At 57.4% G+C, this 17,223-nt stretch carries 11 protein-coding genes; 5 read left to right on the forward strand and 6 right to left on the reverse strand.

Features of this window, described 5'->3' with window-relative positions:
• The 4 genes from BLU39_RS17780 to BLU39_RS28250 all read right to left on the reverse strand — a co-directional run.
• Positions 1 to 4,038 (reverse strand): two-partner secretion domain-containing protein (locus tag BLU39_RS17780; protein WP_139178327.1); only part of this gene is annotated, 4,038 nt, incomplete at its 3' end.
• Positions 4,039 to 4,118: 80 nt separating this feature from the next.
• The gene (locus BLU39_RS17785; RefSeq protein WP_092715324.1) at positions 4,119 to 5,891 is read right to left on the reverse strand and encodes a ShlB/FhaC/HecB family hemolysin secretion/activation protein; all 1,773 of its coding nucleotides are present in this window, start codon (positions 5,889 to 5,891) and stop codon (positions 4,119 to 4,121) included.
• Positions 5,892 to 6,421: 530 nt separating this feature from the next.
• On the reverse strand, positions 6,422 to 6,955 hold the full coding sequence (locus BLU39_RS17790) for an aspartyl/asparaginyl beta-hydroxylase domain-containing protein (RefSeq protein ID WP_092715326.1): 534 nt from the start codon (positions 6,953 to 6,955) through the stop codon (positions 6,422 to 6,424).
• A 515-nt stretch (positions 6,956 to 7,470) separates the two neighbouring features.
• Positions 7,471 to 8,244, reverse strand: coding sequence for a hypothetical protein (locus BLU39_RS28250; RefSeq protein ID WP_139178328.1), 774 nt, complete (start codon positions 8,242 to 8,244; stop codon positions 7,471 to 7,473).
• A 343-nt stretch (positions 8,245 to 8,587) separates the two neighbouring features.
• Between BLU39_RS28250 and BLU39_RS17795 the strand changes: the two genes are divergently transcribed.
• The gene (locus BLU39_RS17795) at positions 8,588 to 9,451 is read left to right on the forward strand and encodes a transposase (RefSeq protein WP_092715328.1); all 864 of its coding nucleotides are present in this window, start codon (positions 8,588 to 8,590) and stop codon (positions 9,449 to 9,451) included.
• A 113-nt stretch (positions 9,452 to 9,564) separates the two neighbouring features.
• Here BLU39_RS17795 and BLU39_RS28255 read toward each other — a convergent pair whose 3' ends face one another.
• Both BLU39_RS28255 and BLU39_RS17800 read right to left on the reverse strand, forming a co-directional pair.
• The gene (locus BLU39_RS28255) at positions 9,565 to 9,912 is read right to left on the reverse strand and encodes a hypothetical protein (RefSeq protein WP_139178329.1); all 348 of its coding nucleotides are present in this window, start codon (positions 9,910 to 9,912) and stop codon (positions 9,565 to 9,567) included.
• An 86-nt stretch (positions 9,913 to 9,998) separates the two neighbouring features.
• Positions 9,999 to 10,319 carry an H-NS histone family protein gene (locus BLU39_RS17800; RefSeq protein ID WP_092715331.1) on the reverse strand — a complete coding sequence of 107 codons (321 nt, stop codon included), beginning with the start codon at positions 10,317 to 10,319 and terminating at the stop codon, positions 9,999 to 10,001.
• Between the two features lie 221 nt (positions 10,320 to 10,540).
• Between BLU39_RS17800 and BLU39_RS17805 the strand changes: the two genes are divergently transcribed.
• From BLU39_RS17805 to BLU39_RS17820, 4 genes are all read left to right on the forward strand, one after another.
• On the forward strand, positions 10,541 to 11,440 hold the full coding sequence (locus BLU39_RS17805) for a site-specific integrase (protein WP_139178330.1): 900 nt from the start codon (positions 10,541 to 10,543) through the stop codon (positions 11,438 to 11,440).
• A gap of 142 nt (positions 11,441 to 11,582) precedes the next feature.
• Positions 11,583 to 12,986, forward strand: coding sequence for a recombination directionality factor (locus tag BLU39_RS17810; RefSeq protein ID WP_092715336.1), 1,404 nt, complete (start codon positions 11,583 to 11,585; stop codon positions 12,984 to 12,986).
• Between the two features lie 2 nt (positions 12,987 to 12,988).
• Positions 12,989 to 14,272, forward strand: a complete 1,284-nt coding sequence (locus BLU39_RS17815) for a metallophosphoesterase family protein (RefSeq protein WP_092715338.1) — start codon at positions 12,989 to 12,991, stop codon at positions 14,270 to 14,272.
• A 60-nt stretch (positions 14,273 to 14,332) separates the two neighbouring features.
• A complete protein-coding gene (locus BLU39_RS17820; protein WP_092715340.1) occupies positions 14,333 to 16,750 on the forward strand; it encodes a hypothetical protein in 2,418 nt (805 codons plus the stop codon).
• Positions 16,751 to 17,223 lie beyond the last annotated feature (473 nt).

Genomic DNA, 17,223 nt, shown 5'->3' on the forward strand with positions numbered 1-17,223 from the left:
CGTCACCTGCTGCGCCACCAGGGTGGCGTCGCGGTGGTCGATGCTGCCGGCGTCGATGCGCAGCGCGCCGTTGCCGATGAGTTTGCCGCCTTGTCCATTCAGGGTGCTTGCCGTGATGGCCAGCACGCCAGTGCCCGCATGCTCGATGCGCCCGTTCAGGTTCGTCAAGGTCGCAGCACTCAGACCAAGGTCGCTGCTGTTGACGGCGATACGCCCGCCCGTATTGTTCAGCAGGCCCGTGGCGATGACGGTCTTGCCCTGCCCCGTCTGCACGATATCGCCGCCGCTGTTGTCCAGGTTCGCCACCTGCAGGGCCAGCTGACCCGCACTCAATTGTCCCTTGCCCGTGTTCACCAGCGCCTGCGCGCTGCCCGCGTTGGCCGTGATCGACAGCAAGCCAGGCGTGCTGACCAACGCGCCATGGGTCAGCACATTGCCTTGCGTCGCCGTCAGATTGATATTCGCGGCGCCCGTCTGGCTGCCGCTCAGGTCCAGCGACGTGCCCGTCAGGTTGGCCTGGCCCGCCGCCAGGTTCTGGCCGCTGGCCACGATGCCCTGCGTGGCGGTCAAGCTCAGGTTGCCACTAGTCCCCAGGCTGCCGTCCGCTTGCAGGCCCGCGCCCAATAAACCGCTACTAGCGATGCTGTTGGCCTGCAAGATCGTGTTGCCCAGCGCCGCGATGGAACCGCTGTTCGTCAGCGCGCCACCCACCGTCCACTGCTGGTCGCGGCCCGCGTACATCAATCCCGAGTTACTGAAGTCCCCTGCGATCTTGAATGCCAGATCGCTGCCGGTACTGATCACGCCATCACGATTCTCCAGTTGTCCCTTGCTGGAGATGGAAGCAGCTGCTGCCGACGTAATCCGCCCTTTGGTATTGTCAACACTTCCGGCCTGCAAGGACAGCGTACCGTTACTGGTGATCTCGCCAGCAACGTTGTTCAAGCCCTGCCGGACAGTGAACACGGCGTCCCCGGTACCAGTTTGCACCAGCTGGCCTGCATGATTACTGAGAACATTGACATCCACAGTCAAACGATTGGCCGATGTTACTGCCCCATCATGTTGCATGGCATCGGCGACGATATGCACGGTACCATTGCTGATCAATGTCCCTTGTTCGTCATTCAGAACAGATGCTTGAAGGGATAAGTTCCCGCTGCCGGCATGTTCAATACGCCCTTGCGTATTGGTCACCGAAGATGCTGCGATATCCAGGCCACGGCTATTGACGGCAATGCGGCCGCGCGTATTGTCCAGCAAGCCGCTCGGGGACTTCAGCACAATATTCGTGTCGCCAGCACCCGTCTGGATGATGACGCCATCACGGTTATTCAGACCCGAGAGCGCGACATCAAGCTGGCCGGCACTTAAGGTTCCCTTGTTGTTGTCCAGCACCTGGTTCGTGTTGGCATTTGCCGTAATGGACAGCGTACCGGGCGTGCTGATGACCGCGCCCGCGCTACTGACATTGCCCGCGCTTGCCACCATCGCAATCTGCGAGGCACTGGTTTGGCTGGCATCCAGATTCACTGAGGCCGCATTCAGTCTGGCGGTTCCAGCGGCCAGGTTTTGGCCATGCGCGGCCAGGTCATTACTTACATTAACGGTGAGATCGCCGGCAGCGGCCAAGCCGCCGTCGGATTTGACGCCGGCACCAATCAGACTACCAACTCCACTGCTTAAACTGTCGGCTCGAATACTATTATTGCCATGCGCGGCAATGACGCCGGTATTTGTGAGTTTGCCGCCAAGATTCAAGGCCAGGTTACCAACCGCATACACGCTGCCGCTGCTATAGGCATTGCCACCTTGGAAATTTGCATTGCTTCCAGCGAAAATGCTACCCGCTGTGTTGTTCATATCCGCAAACTGGAAATTTACCTGACCGGCAAACGCCTGCAAGGTGCCTTCGGTATTTTCAATACTCCCAGCCTCAAGCGTCAGGTTCTGTCCAGATGCAACGATGCCGGCATGGTTATTCAGCTCCGAACCTGCCTTGACATCGATGCTTTGGGTGGAGGTAATGCGTCCCTTGGCATTCGACAGTAGCGAAGTCGCTATCGCCGCATTGCCGCCAAACTCAATACTGCCGGCGCGGTTATCCAGACTTTGGGTTGCCAGCAGCGATGCCTGGCCGGAACCGGTCTGGCTGATGCTGCCGCCGCGATTGTCGAGCACTGCGCTCTTGATGCCAATCTGCTGCGCCGACATGGCCGCATCGCGATGATCAAGCTTGCTGGCATCGAGCGACAAGCCGCCATTCGTGATAATTCGTCCACGCTGCCCCAGGAGCGTATCGGCCACCGCCATGGTGAATGCTCCCGTGCCGGCGTGTTCCATCTTGCCATCGACGTTATAGAGCAGCTGTGTGCGGATAGCCAGGTTTTGGCTATTGCTCGCAATGCGTCCGGAACTATTGTTCAGTGTACCTGGCAACTGAAGCAGCAGATCGCTGCTACCAAATTGAGATATCTGCCCACCGATATTGGACAAATCATGCGCGCGCAGATCAATCTGATTGGCGGTCACGACGGCCGCGTCCGTGCGCACTGTAGCTGTTGCGTTGAGGGACAACCCGCCCTGTGTTGCAATACTCGCGCGGCTGGCATCGAGATCGCCCGCGCTTGCCGACAGATTCAACTGTGCACCGGACACCCTGGCATCCTTCAGGTCCAGCTGGCCAGCCGCGATCTGGCTATTGCCGCCCGAGACGCTATTGCCATGGATGAGAATCGTATCGCCAGCCTCAATGCGCAAGTCACCGGCTTGGCGTACGCTATTGTCCGCATTGAGGCCACTGGCAATGACGGCACTGGCAGCCAGATCGATATGCGACCCAGCCCCAGACGCTTGCATCGTGACATTGTTTTGTGCAGCGATCAGGCCGCTACTGGTAATATTGCCCTGTGCCTGCACCTGGCTGTCGCCGCCCGCATACACGGTGCCGCTGTTGGCCACGTCGCCCGTGACGGCGATGCTGGTCTGGCTGCCGCTGCCGGCGGACTGGATGTTGCCGCTGTTGCTCAGCCAGCCGTTCGATTGCAGCACCAGGTTGCCCGCCGTGGCCGCCAGCACGCCCGCATTGCGCACTCCCAGGCCCGCTTCCGTGCCGATCAAAGTAATCTTGCCCGCGTACATGCCACCCAGTTGCGCCACGTCCAGCGCATAGGCTGGCGCCGGGCTCGTGCCGGCGATGCCGCCCGCCACGCCATGTGCCGCATCGATCTGGTTGGCGCCCGTCACCACCTTCAGTTCCTGCGCCCAGATCCCGCCATTGATTTGCGCGGCGCGCGCCAGAATGGCCGTATAGTCGCTCAGCGACGTGTCGAGGCCGCGCCCGTTGATGGTGACCACGCCGCGCTGCACCATGTAGCCGTCCAGGCTACCATCGTTGAGCATCGGCGTGCCCGTCGTCAGCACGACGCGGCTAGCATTGATGAAACCGCCGCCATCGACGCTCACGCCGGCCGGGTTGGCGATGACGACTTCGGCCCGCTGCCCCGCCACTTCCACGTAGCCGCGCAGCTGGCTCGGATTGGCCGAGTTGACTTCGTTGAGGATGACGCGCGCGCTGCCGCCGGCCAGCCACGGGTTGCCCTGCACCCAGCCGCCCGTCTGCGTCTGCACGTTGCCGCGGCTGTTGTTGAGGATGGCGCCATTTGCCGTCACGTCGAACTGACTGTAGGTATTGCGCGAGACGCCCGCCGCGCTCGGCGTCTGGATATTCACCTGCGTCACGCCATTGGCGCTTTGCACCACGGTCGGACGCTGGCGGCCCGGCGCGTTCGGGTCGGCCACGATCTGTCCCATGGCAGGACCGGCGACAAAACTTACCATGCCCAGCGCGCCAAATATCGCCAAGGCCAGCGGCCGCAAGCGTCCATTGATCCCGCCACCGCCATCGCCATCAAATACGCCGCTATCCAGGCCACCTTCGCCCTTGGCCGCCTTGCCTTGCGACGAAGCATTTTCGGCGACGACCATCAGTTGGCCACGGCGTTTGTTGAAGATGATGCGGTACAGGTTCTTGTTCATGAAATGTCCTAATGACAATTAAATGATGCGAAAAAGGGAGAGAACACCTGGTCGATGGCGGCGTCTCACATCGTTATTTTTTAATAGCTGGCATTCAGGCTAAAGCCGGCCGTATGGCTGGCCGTGCGGAACAGCTCGGGCTTGCGCAAGGGCCAGCCGACAAAGGCGTCGTACTGCACGCCCAGCCACTGGCCGCGCAAACCGACGAAGCCGCCCGTCAGGCGCCGCGCAATCAGCCATTCGGCGGACGGTCCCGATACTTCGCCGTGATCCAGGCCGACATACGCTTCCTGGCCGCTGCTGCCCAGCGGCATGCCGAGCTCGTTGCGCAGCAGCCAGCCCCGTTCGGCAGACAGGCTGCTTTCGCCGTCGTAACCACGCACCGTGTAGCGCCCGCCGATGGCAAAACGGTCCTGCGGCACCAGCGGCGTGCGGTTGTGCTGCATGCGCCAGCTGCCGGAATAGCGCAGCGACTGGCCGGCCAGCGTGAACGGGGCTGCCAGGGCCGCGTCGGCCAGCAGCAGCTTGAAGCGCGATGTGCCTTCGCCAAACGCTTCCTCGGGCGCCGCCAGCGCATCCATCGCGCCCGTGCCACGCCGGTATTGCAGGTTCAGGTCCAGGGTGGCCTGGCCCAGGAATTCGCGGTGACCGATACCCAGTTCCCAACCGGCCATGCGGCGGCGCTGCACTTCCACTTCCGTGTCGTCGATGAAGTTTTGCGCCGCGCGCTGCCAGCCGCGCAGGGACACCGTCGTCTTGCGCGACGCGTCGCGGTACACCAGGCGCGACAGTTTCACTTCACGGTTCTGGCTGGCGCCGCTGTAGTTATAGTCTTGATTGATGCCGGCCACGGACTGGTGGTAATGGCTGTCGCTCACCGTAAAAGCCAGCAGCCAGTAGGCGTAGGGAATCGAATAGTGGGCCACCATGCCGCCCGTGCCGCGCGGGCCGTTGCGGTCGCCGTCGACGTTCTGGTTCAGGCTCAGGTAAAACAGGTCGTTCAGGGTCAGCCAGTGGTCGTACGACAGGGTCACGCTGCCCTGCAGCTTGCCCGTCGAGCGCGAACCGCCATCGTCCAGGCCCAGCGCCAGCCGAAACGGCAAGCCCTGCTTCCACTGGATCTGCAGATCGCTCTCGCCCGGCTTGGCGTTGCCGCCCTCGGCCGGCATGATCTGGATATCGGCCTCGGCCGTCGGCACGCGCTTGAAATTCTCCAGCGCCTGCTCCGTATCACGCACATTGAGTAGCTCGCCCGGGCGCGCCGGCACGACATTCCACCAGGTACCTCGGGGATTGGTGCCGGGCGCAAAACCGATCTGGCGGATGCGCCCCGGTATCAAGGTCAACGCCAGGGTGCCACGGCTCAAGTCCTGCGGTTCGGCAAGCACGCGCGTGGTGACATAACCGCGCGCGATCACGGCGTTCTGCATGCGGCCCATCAGCACATTGATGGCCTGCGTGCCCAGGCAGCGCCCCAGCGCAGAATCCGGCGCGCCCAGGTCGTCGCGCCCGGCGGCATCCAATGCCCATTGGAACCGGGCGGCATCCTCGCCCCGCAATTCCAGGTGGTCAATCGTAAAACACGGCGACTCGCCTGCCGGCAAGCGGTTGGCGGACACGGCCGCCGGCGCCTCAAGCAGGCGCACGTCGGGATTGCGCTCCTGCTGCTGGCGCAGGAGGCGCTCACGTTCTTGCTGGCGTATCAATTCTTGGCTAGCATCGTCGCGCTGGCTGGTGCCAGGCGTAGTGGGAAGGGGCGGCGCGATTTCGGGACGGGTCTGCGCGGACACGGCGGCACACAAGGTGCCGCTGAACAAAAATACACCGCACCATGGCGTCAAACGCAGGTGCATATGTTGCCTTACGTAATTATTTATGTAAGGAAATTATAAATTGGTTATTTCTATTCGGCAACTATATTTATTTCTTGAGAACTTTACCTCTTTGGTAACTGCCTTTCAACTATCCAATTACCACTAGTAAAAAGCCGCGCGGCCTTGTCATTGCCGGTTTGTCGCGGGGGGAGATGGGAAATTAGTCCACTCACTCGCACCTGCCACCCAACTCTCGTGGACGATGCGCGCTTCGTGCCGGAACATCAGTAATCGCAGCGTTCCGATGCATTCAAGATACGCCAGGCTGCGCGCCGCGCTGTCATTGGAGAAATTTTGGGCCCCTATAGCAATAGAGACGAGGCAATGGCACGCGCTTATCTGTTACCGCTTTTACCATGGCCACATCGCCGCCATTTTTCACGTCTCGAGCAAGACAGTCAGTTGAGTCATATCGGTATTTAACTTACTTCAGCTCAAAACGGCCAAAGTTGAGATCGTGTACAAATGGCAGAACTGATCCTGGCATTCCGAGTTGCCATCTTGGCTGATTAATTCAGGCCATATGCGAATACTTCCTCTGGGAAAATGATATCAGTGCTTTCATCACGTTTAAAATCAAGCAAAAGCACTATTCGCGTAGCATTGCTCCGATTCCAGGCTTCATGCTCCTGAGTGTCATCAAAGACAAAACAGGAACCAGGTGTCCAGGTACGTATCTGGTTCGAAACACGCAAAGCACAATTTTCTGGAGTAACCAACCCCAGGTGGCAACGCAATACATCGTCCGTATAGCCCCGATGTGGCGTTATATGAGTATTAGCAGCCATGGATGAAAAACCCGCCGTCACCATACCAGGAATTTCCTCGATAATTTCGGTTGTACGCGGACATAGATCACAAAATTTCAGGTTCTTTTCTCCAAAAACATACAGACCAAACACTTTCCAGTCGCCGTTATAAATATCCCTCTCAGGCCATTCCGTCCAATAAGCCGCCCTTAAAGCGACAAGTTCATCCCTGATAACCAACCATTCATTTTGTAAACGAGCAAGAAATGGGAATTCAATGGCTTCTATAAACATAATTCACCTATATCGCTCTTTAGTTCCAAACGCAAAAAATATCCCTGAAGTATAGTCATGCAATGAGCTAACAACAACGCCAGAACGAGAGAAGTATATTGAGAGGTGGATACACGGTGATAATTCTTCCATTTAAGCAGAACAGTCAGTCAAGCCGTATCGGAATTCAATTAAGTGCAACTTAACAAAAGGACTTGCCATTCAAGACGGCATCTGCCCCCAGCTCCTCGGCTAACGGGGCATGAATGGAACGGGATCGGGATCGGGTCCACCACTCCGACATGACCTTAGCCATGCCGATGCCCAAACCATGTCCGATATCGCCACCGCTTTTGACGTCTCCAGCAAGACAGTCTGTCGAGCCGTATCGGCATTTAATAAAGCCCAACTTGCCGAAGATAGAGATGGCAAAAGCTGAGATCGTTTACGAATGCCGGACTAGATCAACCGGACCCTGGCTCCCGCGAATGGCAGGCCTGACACTGGCTCCCGAAAGCGAATTGATCACCACGTCGTTATGTGATCAATACGTTGCCGGTTGCAAGCATATTTCGAAGATTATCTAAACCGCCGAGCTGGACTTCCCACAACCAAAGCTGATGATCCCCAACACGCCGCAAAGAAGAGAATGAATCTGCACGAATAATATCTTCCAAGGTCTGAGAAGCTGAAATCTGTGCATTTAATTGCGTATCATTTAGGACGTTTACTGGATAGACATCTCGAATTTTTTGGAGGCGTACCTCAGGCAGAGACGCATACCATTTATTTAAACGCTTTCGATCCTCAGCAGTCAACTTTCCACCGTCCAGACCCAGGACATGGAATTCGGGTTTTTTTTCAATAAATTCAGAAAGAGCATACCCAAAATCCCATTGGAGCAGGCCAATACACGACATTAAAATGCTTTCAAAAATATCCCCGCCAAACTTCAAGAAGCGCTCCTCAATTGCCAAACAAAACAACGTCTCACCAATCTCTTCAACATAACTTAAAGAGGCCGAAGCAAAACCATCATAACCAGGCTCTGCGCTGCCTTCTGGATTTGCAACCAATGACATCACATGAATATCAGAAAACCCAGATTTCAGCGCCTTTGTGTATACTCTTCCGCCAATTTTGGTTAAATCGCCCTTATAACCCAAACCTTCGGCCGCAAAATATGTTGGTGCAATCCCGACACGATGGAAAATTGACGTAACTAAATCGTAGAACGCCTTAAAGCCATCAGCACCTGGAGCTGGAGTCGTGTAACTATATAGTCCTATTGCAAATGCTTTCTCAGTCATCGAATTCTCTTATCGTGGTTTTGGTGTACGTGTAGGAACGACCACTTTTGGTGGAAGCGGCGTGAAGCCCTGTACTCTGAGCTGCGCGTCCAAGGCGGCAGTCCTACTCCTTAAAATTGCAGGATTATCTGTTGCAGATTGAACCTCTACGCGCGCCACTCGACCGTCATTATAAATTGCTGTTACGTCAGGTCTGCGATTAGGCGAAATAGTTTTTCACGGAGGCGGGGTCACACGGAGGCGGGGTCAGGTCCGCCATTCCGACACGGCCCCAGCCATATCCAACCTAAAACCACTGCGCAATCTCAGTGCCAATGCGTAAGGCTCAGATATCCTGTACCGTATGACGCGACCACTACGACTTGAGTTTGCCGGTGCTCTCTACCACGTTACTTCGCGCGGCGACCGGCGTAGCGCAATTTATCGGGACGATACTGATCGCCTTGCTTGGCAAAAAGTATTAGAACATGTGTGTGAACGGCACCATTTTATCGTGCACAGTTTCTGCCAGATGAGCAATCATTATCAACTGCTCGTTGAAACGGTCGAGGCGAATCTGTCGCAAGGCATGCGCCAACTCAATGGTGTTTATACCCAGCATTTCAATCGACGCCACAAGCTTGTCGGGCACGTATTGCAAGGCCGCTACAAAGCCATCTTGGTACAGAAAGAAAATTATCTGCTGGAATTAGCCCGCTACATCATCTTGAATCCAGTCCGGGCGCACATGGTGGCATCACCCGACGACTGGTACTGGAGCAGCCATCACTACGTTTTGGACGACACAGCGTCTCCATGCTGGTTGACGCGTGACTGGCTCTTGAACCAGTTTGGCACCACGCGCGAAGAGGCGGTCGCCAACTATTCTCGGTTTGTCGCGGCTGGGATGGGCGAAACTAGTCCGCTCGCGCATACCTGTCACCAGATGCTTCTGGGCGATGACGCCTTCGTTTCGGCACATCAGCAATCGCAGCGTTCCGATGCATACAAAGATACGCCAAGGCAGCAGCGCCGCGCTGTCGCGCTATCACTAGCGCAATACAAAGCCCTCTATAGCAACAGAGACGAGGCAATAGCACGCGCCTATCTCTCAACCGCTTTTACCATGTCCCACATCGCCGCCGCTTTTCACATCTCAAGCAGGACAGTCAGTCGGGCCGTATCGACATTTAGTAAAACGCAAGCTGCTGCAGATCGAGACGACTAAGGCTGAGATCGTGTACGAATGCCGGACCTGACCCCGCCCCGGCGCCCCCGGACGGAATGAGACTTCGCCATTTCGACGAAACCTCACCATGCCAATGAAAAGTTACCTATCGATTATCGCAACGAACCTTCTTTAAATAAATCCGCCTCATAACCCAACTCCATCGAGAATTTACCGGCATCAACATTTACCGTAAATTCGCAACGTGTCCATGCTGGCTGATTATTGCTGACCATGAATTGCTGATGCTCACCAACTAAATCAAGAAGTTTCTGAGTCTCTAAATCACTGATGGAGAAGTTTCTTTCGGCGATTCCGTTATTTGAATAAAAATCAAATCGACCAACATCACCCTCAGGAGAAAGTACTGCAATCATCAAAATTATTTTTGCATCTTCCGGAGCGATATGATACAAATATTTTCCGATTTCATTAGATATTTCAATATCTTTCGACTCCATTTTCTATCCTTAAATGACCTACTCAACCTCTCGGATTGATCGTTGTTATCTACTCCGAAAGCTGAATAGTAGCCGTGATCACAACTTCAAATACGAATTCCATCAAGGGTTTGGTGAGTCTCTAACCACGATTTTACCCACAGCGGTTGGCGGCCTCGACCGCTCCATTGCTGTTCTTGATTCTCAGGGTTGCGATACAGCGCAGCCACTGCTTTCTTCGCCCCCTTTGCTGCCGTGTTTGGTACGCCGGCGATCAACTGCGTCAGCGGCACACCGACCCGCTGGGCAATCGCCAGCATTTCCGCACGCGCTTTTTCTAGTTCGCCTTTTTGGCGTGTCTCGATTTCCCGTGATGCTTGCGCTTCCAGCTTTTTTAACTCGACCAGTGACAATGATGAGATATCCATACGAACTCCTTGAAGGTAATACACATTATGAATGACACCTGTATGTGACTTGAGCACGCATGCCAAATCAACGCCATTCTAAAACAATTACCACGTGCCCTTTCAGTCTTCTTGCTCCTTGTGCCATCGAAATACCTAGCTAAAGCGGGTAATTTCGGCTGGAGTCCTGCGATGAGCCCGAGAACAATAGCAAAGGTCCCCGTTGCCACGAATGAAGAAATATGGAACCACGCCCCCCATCTTTGGCATCGACCTGGCTTGTCGCCATGCTTCAAGGGCAGACCTACGACCAGATCGCAGTACGGTTTCGTGTCACCAAGTCGACGGTGTCCAAATCGGTTACCGATCTAGCACGAGATCTACAGTCCATCGTTGGTGTGGTCGGCATCGACGAGGACAGTGCGCCCACTGCCCATGTGATCCGCGCGCATGGAAAAGATTATCTGGAGGCGCTGGAACACTTCGTGCCGCTGGCGAAACATGCGGCCACAACCTCACTTCCGATCATTACCCGGGCGCACATTGACCAGCTGGTGCTGCATACGGCACGGCATAGCCGCTACAAACAGCGCGATATCGCCCTTCTCCTCATGCTTATCCATACCGGTGCACGTCCGAATGAGATCGCCAGGATAACCATCGCCGACTACATCGATGCGTCGGGCCAGCACCCCTCTCCAGTATGGCTGCCAGCTGATGCGGCCACAAATGGCGTAAAGCGCCCACTTCTTCTCGACGCAACAGTCTTGTACTGGCTTGACGCCTATCTTGCGTGGCGCGTGGCCGCTGGATGGGGTGTGAGCGATCGCAGAGAATACCGAGGCCTTCAGGGCGACAGTAGCCTATTTCTGAGCCGGACTGGTGAATCGTTTACCTCGCCATCAGCAAAAGCCACTGCCGAAAAGGGTTTACATGATGTCTTGCAGCGCATCTTCCACTACGCCAATCAGCCTGGTCTGGGTGTGCTGGGCGCGCGCCGATCTGTTGCACATCGGTTGCAGGCCGACGGCTGCACACTCGACGAGATCGCGTTTTATCTTGGGACACGCACTGCTACCGTGCGGCGCTTGCTGGCGACAAGTCCCGGCAAGCCGCCCCATCCAGGCGCCTCCGGCACTTGAACACGACCCATCTTGCCATCGCTCGAACGACCTAGGTTCGCTCGCCCCGTAGCAAAGTGTCTGGACAAGGATCTCGGGGTTGACTCGCGAATGGTCAATGCGAGGATGGTTTATCGCTCATTTTCACGTCACGGAGACCATCATGGACAAAGAAATCGTCAACCGCTCACTGCCGCAAGGCGCTCCGCCAACGGTTCTTGGAGAACGGCCGGCCCGCATTCCCACGGGCGGCACGATCCGCGCCGGCATCAAGGTGCTGACCAAGGCGGCAGCGAGCAATCCGCAAGCGAAAGCGATCTACGAGCAAGGGCTGGCCTCAAACTGTTCGTTTGAGGAGATCGGACAAAAGATTGCCGAGGCCTTCCCGGACATCAAGGCACCGCTGGTGCCCAAAAATGTGGCGTGGTTCACCGTACGTCCGAATGACTTTCCCAATCCGGCTCTGGCAGCGCAGATTCTGGCGGCGTTTGGCGAAGAGCGCGGCGACGGCGTCATCCGGCTGTATCGTTTTCCGGTCATTTTCCCGGCCGACACCTGGCAATTGGTCATGCCACATGAACTGGCCGCCTGGGCACGCAATGACAAACGCTACTGGAGCGAATATGCGTCAGATGGCCATACGCGCTACTGCAAAATGTATGCGCCCGTGCGTTTTGATGAGCGCAGCCAACGCGTGGTGCGTACCTTCGGCGGGCGCCCAGTGCAACTACGACCAGAAAACAATGGCGTCTGCGATCCCGAAAACTGCCCGGAATTTCAGAACCGGCAATGTAATCTGACCGGAAAATTCATTTTCTATATTCCCGGCATTGCCTCGATCGATGCCTTTGTCCTGCACACGAACAGTTTTTATGCCATGAGCCGCGCCATCGAGCGCTTTGAAACCATCTCGTTCATGCGCGGTGGCCGCCTCGCCGGCTTCCTCGATCAGCACCGCACGCCCTTCTATTTCAGTAAAAAGCTGCGCGACGTCTCCCATATCGACCCAAAAACCGGGCAATCCGTGCGCAGCGCACACTGGATCATCGAGCTGGAAGCACCAATCGATGTCTCTTCCCTCCTGATCCAGCATGACGATGAAAGCGCTTTGCACCTGGCCGATCAAGCCGCCCATATCCTGCAGGGGCAAAACGAACAACAAGACATTGTCTCCGTGCAGCTCCGCCCCGATGAGGCACTTGAGGTGCCACTGGAGCAACCGGCACAGAGCGAAGCATCCATGCAGCAGAAAGGGTCCACTGACGCCACGGCATGGGCACCACCTCAGCAGGCCAACCACTGCGGCGAAGAGGAAGCAATCCGCACCCTGTTTGACCTGGCAGCGGCCTATGGTGTGGAGCAGGATCGGTTTGGCCTGTTTGCAGACCGCCAGTGGGGAGCCGGCTGGCGGTGCAATCCGAACGGCCGTCAACGCGTGCTGGCGGAACTGGAACGCTATCAGAATGATCCGGAAGGCTTCTGTGAAAAGGTCAATGCCCGCCTGCGCGCATCAGATACGCCGTCATCCCGGCCGCGCGCGCCAACAGCACCAGCCAAAGGAGAATAGTCATGCACATCGCGCATTTTTCCGATTTGCACTATGCAGTATCGACCTTGCCCGAGGTCGATACGTGCTTCACCTATGCCGTAGACCAGGCGATCGCAAGACAGGCAGAGGTCGCCGTCATTACGGGCGATACCACCGATCATGCCCTGGATGCTCATTCGCCGGCATTGATTGCCCTTGCGCGCCAAGTTCGGCGCCTGGCCGATCATTGCCCGGTGCTGATGCTGCAAGGGACGTTTTCCCACGAACCACCCGGTACGCTGGATCTGTTTTCCCTGCTAGGGGGCCGTTATCCCATACATGTGGCTAACCGCCTGCAGCAAGTCATTCTGAATAGCCGACGTGAATGGAGCGCCTCAGCTCACTGCCGTTTCGATGCCAACGATTGGCGCGACGCGGACTGCGCCCTCCTCTGCTCGTGCATTCCGACCATGAACAAGGCGAATGTGGCCGCCATGGTCGGTGCGGAACAAGCGGGACAAGCCGTGGGGCACTATCTGGCGGACCTCCTGGCCGGCTACGCGCCAGGCAATCTGCTGGCGCGCCAGCGGGGCATTCCCACCATCGCGCTCTCCCACGGTACCGTGATCGGCTGCATGACAGAACATGGGGTGCCGATGGCGGGAATGGACCATGAATTTACCGCAGGCGCGCTGTTTCAGGCACAGGCCAATGCGTTCATGCTGGGGCATATTCACCTGCATCAGGCGTGGGACCACAACGGGCAGGTGATCGCCTACCCCGGCTCCATTGGACGCTTGCATTACGGCGAACAAGGCAATAAGGGTTTCCTGATGTGGGACGTCACCGCGGACCGCGCCAACTGCGAGCTCGTCGCGACGCCGGCTCGCCGCACGCTGGAGCTGGCGTTTGCCGGAGCGCCGGATATGCATGCACTGCACCAATACGTCGCTAGCCACTCCATCGAAGGTGCCTGGGTGCGTATCCGCTGGCAGTGCCTTGAAGAGGAACGCACCACCATCGACCGCGACGCGATCACGGCACTGTTTCGTGGCGCGGCAGGCATCAAGCTCGAAGGCCGTGTGATCCCGATCACCCGTGCCAGAGCGGCGGGAATGGCACGCTGCCATCAACTTGAAGAGCAAGTGCATGCGTGGGCACAGCAGGTCGATACGCCAGCAGCGCCCTTATTGGCGTGCCTGGCCCAGCTAGCTATCCATTCACCCGCCGATATTGCTATGGCTGCGCTGTCAACAGAAACCGTTGCTGGCGACGCTTGTACAAGCGAGTGCCATGCTTCGGGAAACGGGGCTGTGCCGCCTTGAGGTGCGCGTGCTCCGCTTCATACTAAAGAACGAAAGACACTTTGACCAGGAGAGATCACCATGCGCCCTCTTTCCCTCACCTTGACGGGTTTCATCGGTATTCGCGACGGGATGAACAGAGAAACATTGACGCTCGATTTCGAACGCCTCACAGCCGGCGCCCAGCTGGTGGCCATCGTCGGCCCGAACGGACGCGGCAAAACCACCGTGTTAGACAATATGACGCCCTTTGCGACCATGCCGTCCAAGGCAGGGGCTGACGGCCTTGGCAGCTTTTCCTACTACGATGAGGTGTACTTGCCGGTCAACCGCAAGGAACTCCTGTGGGAAATGGCGGGACGGCAATACCGCACCCAGATCATCATTCGGCTCAACGGTAAGCGCAGGAGCGAGGCCTACCTGCATCAGCTCCGCGCTGGCACATGGCAGCCCGTGCAACGCCCAGACGGCAGCCTCTCCGATGGCCGGATGGAATCCTACCAACGCTGCGTCGAGGACATCGTCGGCCCAGCCGCCACTTTTTTTACCACGGCATTCTCGGCGCAGAACAGGCGCCAGCTGGCCCACTACCGCAATGCGGAAATCAAAGTGCTATTGAGTGACCTGCTCGGACTCGAGCGCGTACGCACCAAGGGGCTACAGGCTGCGGAGACGGCCAAACTGCTGCGCTGCGGGCTATCCGGATGGCAGCAGGAACGGCGGCTGCTACAGCGACAGATCGATGACAATCACGAGATATCGCGACAATTGAGCATGCCCGACGGCGCGCTGCAGACCTTACAACGCGGCAGGCAGGCAGCACTGGCAGCGCTGGATGCGAAAAAAAACACCTTGGCCACCCTCAGGGCCGAACAAACCGCCTCCGCAACCTACGTGAACCAGCGCCAGCAGCTCAACCAAACACTGCAGCATCTGCGCGATCGCCTGCTGACACGCAATCAGCAAGTCGATGAACGAGAACATGACCTCATCGCGGTAGGCCAGGCCATGATCCACCAGATCGTGCAGCGGCGGCACGAGCATGCGCAGGAATATCTGGCTGCAGTCAGCCGGCATGCGAACCTGCGGTTGCTCAACGCCGATCACCGACGCGTGACCCGCGCCGTTCGGCGGCTACCGATCCTGACACGCCTGCAGGAATACCGCAGCAATCATGCCGCCATCTGCCGTCAGCTGCATGACCGGCATACGGAGGCAACGTCCCAGCGTGCTGTAGCCCTGCAGAAGATCGATGGATTCAACCGGGAAATCGGTGAGACGGTATGTCAGATCCGAGCACTGCACCAGCGCCTCTCGCTCACCTCCCTCGTTCCCTGCGCGGGGACCGCGCTCCAGGGACAATGCCAGCTACTCGAACACGCCCGCTCAGCCCGTCCCATCATTCCCCAGCACGAACAATCGCTGCGCCGCCTGGAACACGCCCAGCGCCAGCAAACCGAGGTGCTGTCACAGCTGGACGCGCAAATCGCCGCAATGCCAGACACGGCAGAGCGCTTGGCGCGGGCACTGCGCCGCCTGGATCGTACTCGGGAAAGACGCGCAACCAATCAGCAAGTCGCTGCGCGCGCCAGCGAGATCGAGCAGGCACGGGACAGCATTGACGATGTGATCCGCCGGATTCACCTGCTCGCGCAGGCCGTCGACCATGAAACAGATACCGAAAAACAGGAAAAAGCACGCATTGACAAGGAACTGGCAGCCATTGCAGGTGAGCGCGCTCAGATCGCGCAGGGTTTTCGCATGGAACGTGAGCGTATTGAACAGCAACTCGCCGCTCTGCCTTTGCCGTTCGATCCGGTTCGTCTCGCGCAGGCCGAGCAGGAAATCGCGCGCTTCACGGACAAGCTCGCAGAATGTGAAGCACAATTGCAGGAAGCGATCGGGCGCCAGCACCGCCTGACTGAGCTTCAACGCCAGCTACTGGCCCAACGTCAAACGCTAGCCGCCCTGGATGCCCGCATCGCCCATATTGAAGAGCAGACGGCAATATGGTCTCTGTTCGCCACATGCCTGGGGAACGATGGCATCATCGCATTGGCCATTGACGACGCGGGCCCCGCCCTGTCGATGCTCACGAACGATTTATTGATGGCGTGCTATGGGCCACGCTTTACGGTATCCATTCGCACGCTGCTCGAATCGGGCAAAGGGCAATCCAGGGAAGGATTTGACGTCATCGTGCACGACGCCAACACCGGCTTCGCCAAGAGCGCTTCCAAGATGAGCGGAGGCGAGCGCGTCTGGATCAACGAATGCCTCACGCGCGCCATGGCCTTGTATCTAGCCCAGTCAAACAACCGGCGCAGCGAAACCCTCTTCTCGGACGAAGCGGATGGGGCCTTTGATGCCGAGCATAAACGCATGTTCCTTGCGATGAAGCGCCAAGTCATGCAACTGGGTAACTATCAACAAGAGTTTTTTATTTCACACACGCCCGAGTTGGCCGCCATGGCTGACGCCACCATCGATCTCATCTAGTCTTCAATGTACACACCAGTCACCATTGCATCACCCGCCAATCCGCCTTCTGGTATGCACTTCTTACACTCTGGCCGTGCCATCGCTTGAAGAATGCCTGGACAAACAGGGATGATGAGCGAGCTACCGCTCATCATCCCTCATTCATCTGTGCACTTCCACCGCTGTGGGTACAAAGTGCAAATGCCCCCCGTTGTCGTGATACATGCTTGTCAGCATGCTTACTCAGGACGCCTCTGCAAATCGTGGGGCAAGCTGAGCCACCCTGTTTTGCCGCTCGCATATCCGCCTTTGACGGAGCTGGTTTCTCCAACACCGACCGTCTACTGCCTTGGCACAATCACACTTCCATCCGCCATGCGCACGGCATAACCGCATTTCGGCTGCCGTCCTGGCGAGATGCGTGCCTTCCAGCCATAAGGTCTGCAGCGACTCATTGAACAGAAACACCAACGGCATTTCGTCCCGTGCGT

The organism is Janthinobacterium sp. OK676 (genome assembly GCF_900103595.1).
GTDB lineage: Bacteria > Pseudomonadota > Gammaproteobacteria > Burkholderiales > Burkholderiaceae_D > Janthinobacterium.

What these genes read in the sequence shown, in the direction of transcription:
- BLU39_RS17790 (WP_092715326.1), bottom strand. Translation starts at nt 6,955, where the DNA reads ATGTTTATAGAAGCCATTGAATTCCCATTTCTTGCTCGTTTACAAAAT.
- BLU39_RS17800 (WP_092715331.1), bottom strand. Translation starts at nt 10,319, where the DNA reads ATGGATATCTCATCATTGTCACTGGTCGAGTTAAAAAAGCTGGAAGCG.
- BLU39_RS17810 (WP_092715336.1), top strand. Translation starts at nt 11,583, where the DNA reads ATGGACAAAGAAATCGTCAACCGCTCACTGCCGCAAGGCGCTCCGCCA.
- BLU39_RS17820 (WP_092715340.1), top strand. Translation starts at nt 14,333, where the DNA reads ATGCGCCCTCTTTCCCTCACCTTGACGGGTTTCATCGGTATTCGCGAC.
- BLU39_RS28250 (WP_139178328.1), bottom strand. Translation starts at nt 8,244, where the DNA reads ATGACTGAGAAAGCATTTGCAATAGGACTATATAGTTACACGACTCCA.
- BLU39_RS28255 (WP_139178329.1), bottom strand. Translation starts at nt 9,912, where the DNA reads ATGGAGTCGAAAGATATTGAAATATCTAATGAAATCGGAAAATATTTG.
- BLU39_RS17785 (WP_092715324.1), bottom strand. Translation starts at nt 5,891, where the DNA reads ATGCACCTGCGTTTGACGCCATGGTGCGGTGTATTTTTGTTCAGCGGC.
- BLU39_RS17815 (WP_092715338.1), top strand. Translation starts at nt 12,989, where the DNA reads ATGCACATCGCGCATTTTTCCGATTTGCACTATGCAGTATCGACCTTG.
- BLU39_RS17795 (WP_092715328.1), top strand. Translation starts at nt 8,588, where the DNA reads ATGACGCGACCACTACGACTTGAGTTTGCCGGTGCTCTCTACCACGTT.
- BLU39_RS17805 (WP_139178330.1), top strand. Translation starts at nt 10,541, where the DNA reads ATGGAACCACGCCCCCCATCTTTGGCATCGACCTGGCTTGTCGCCATG.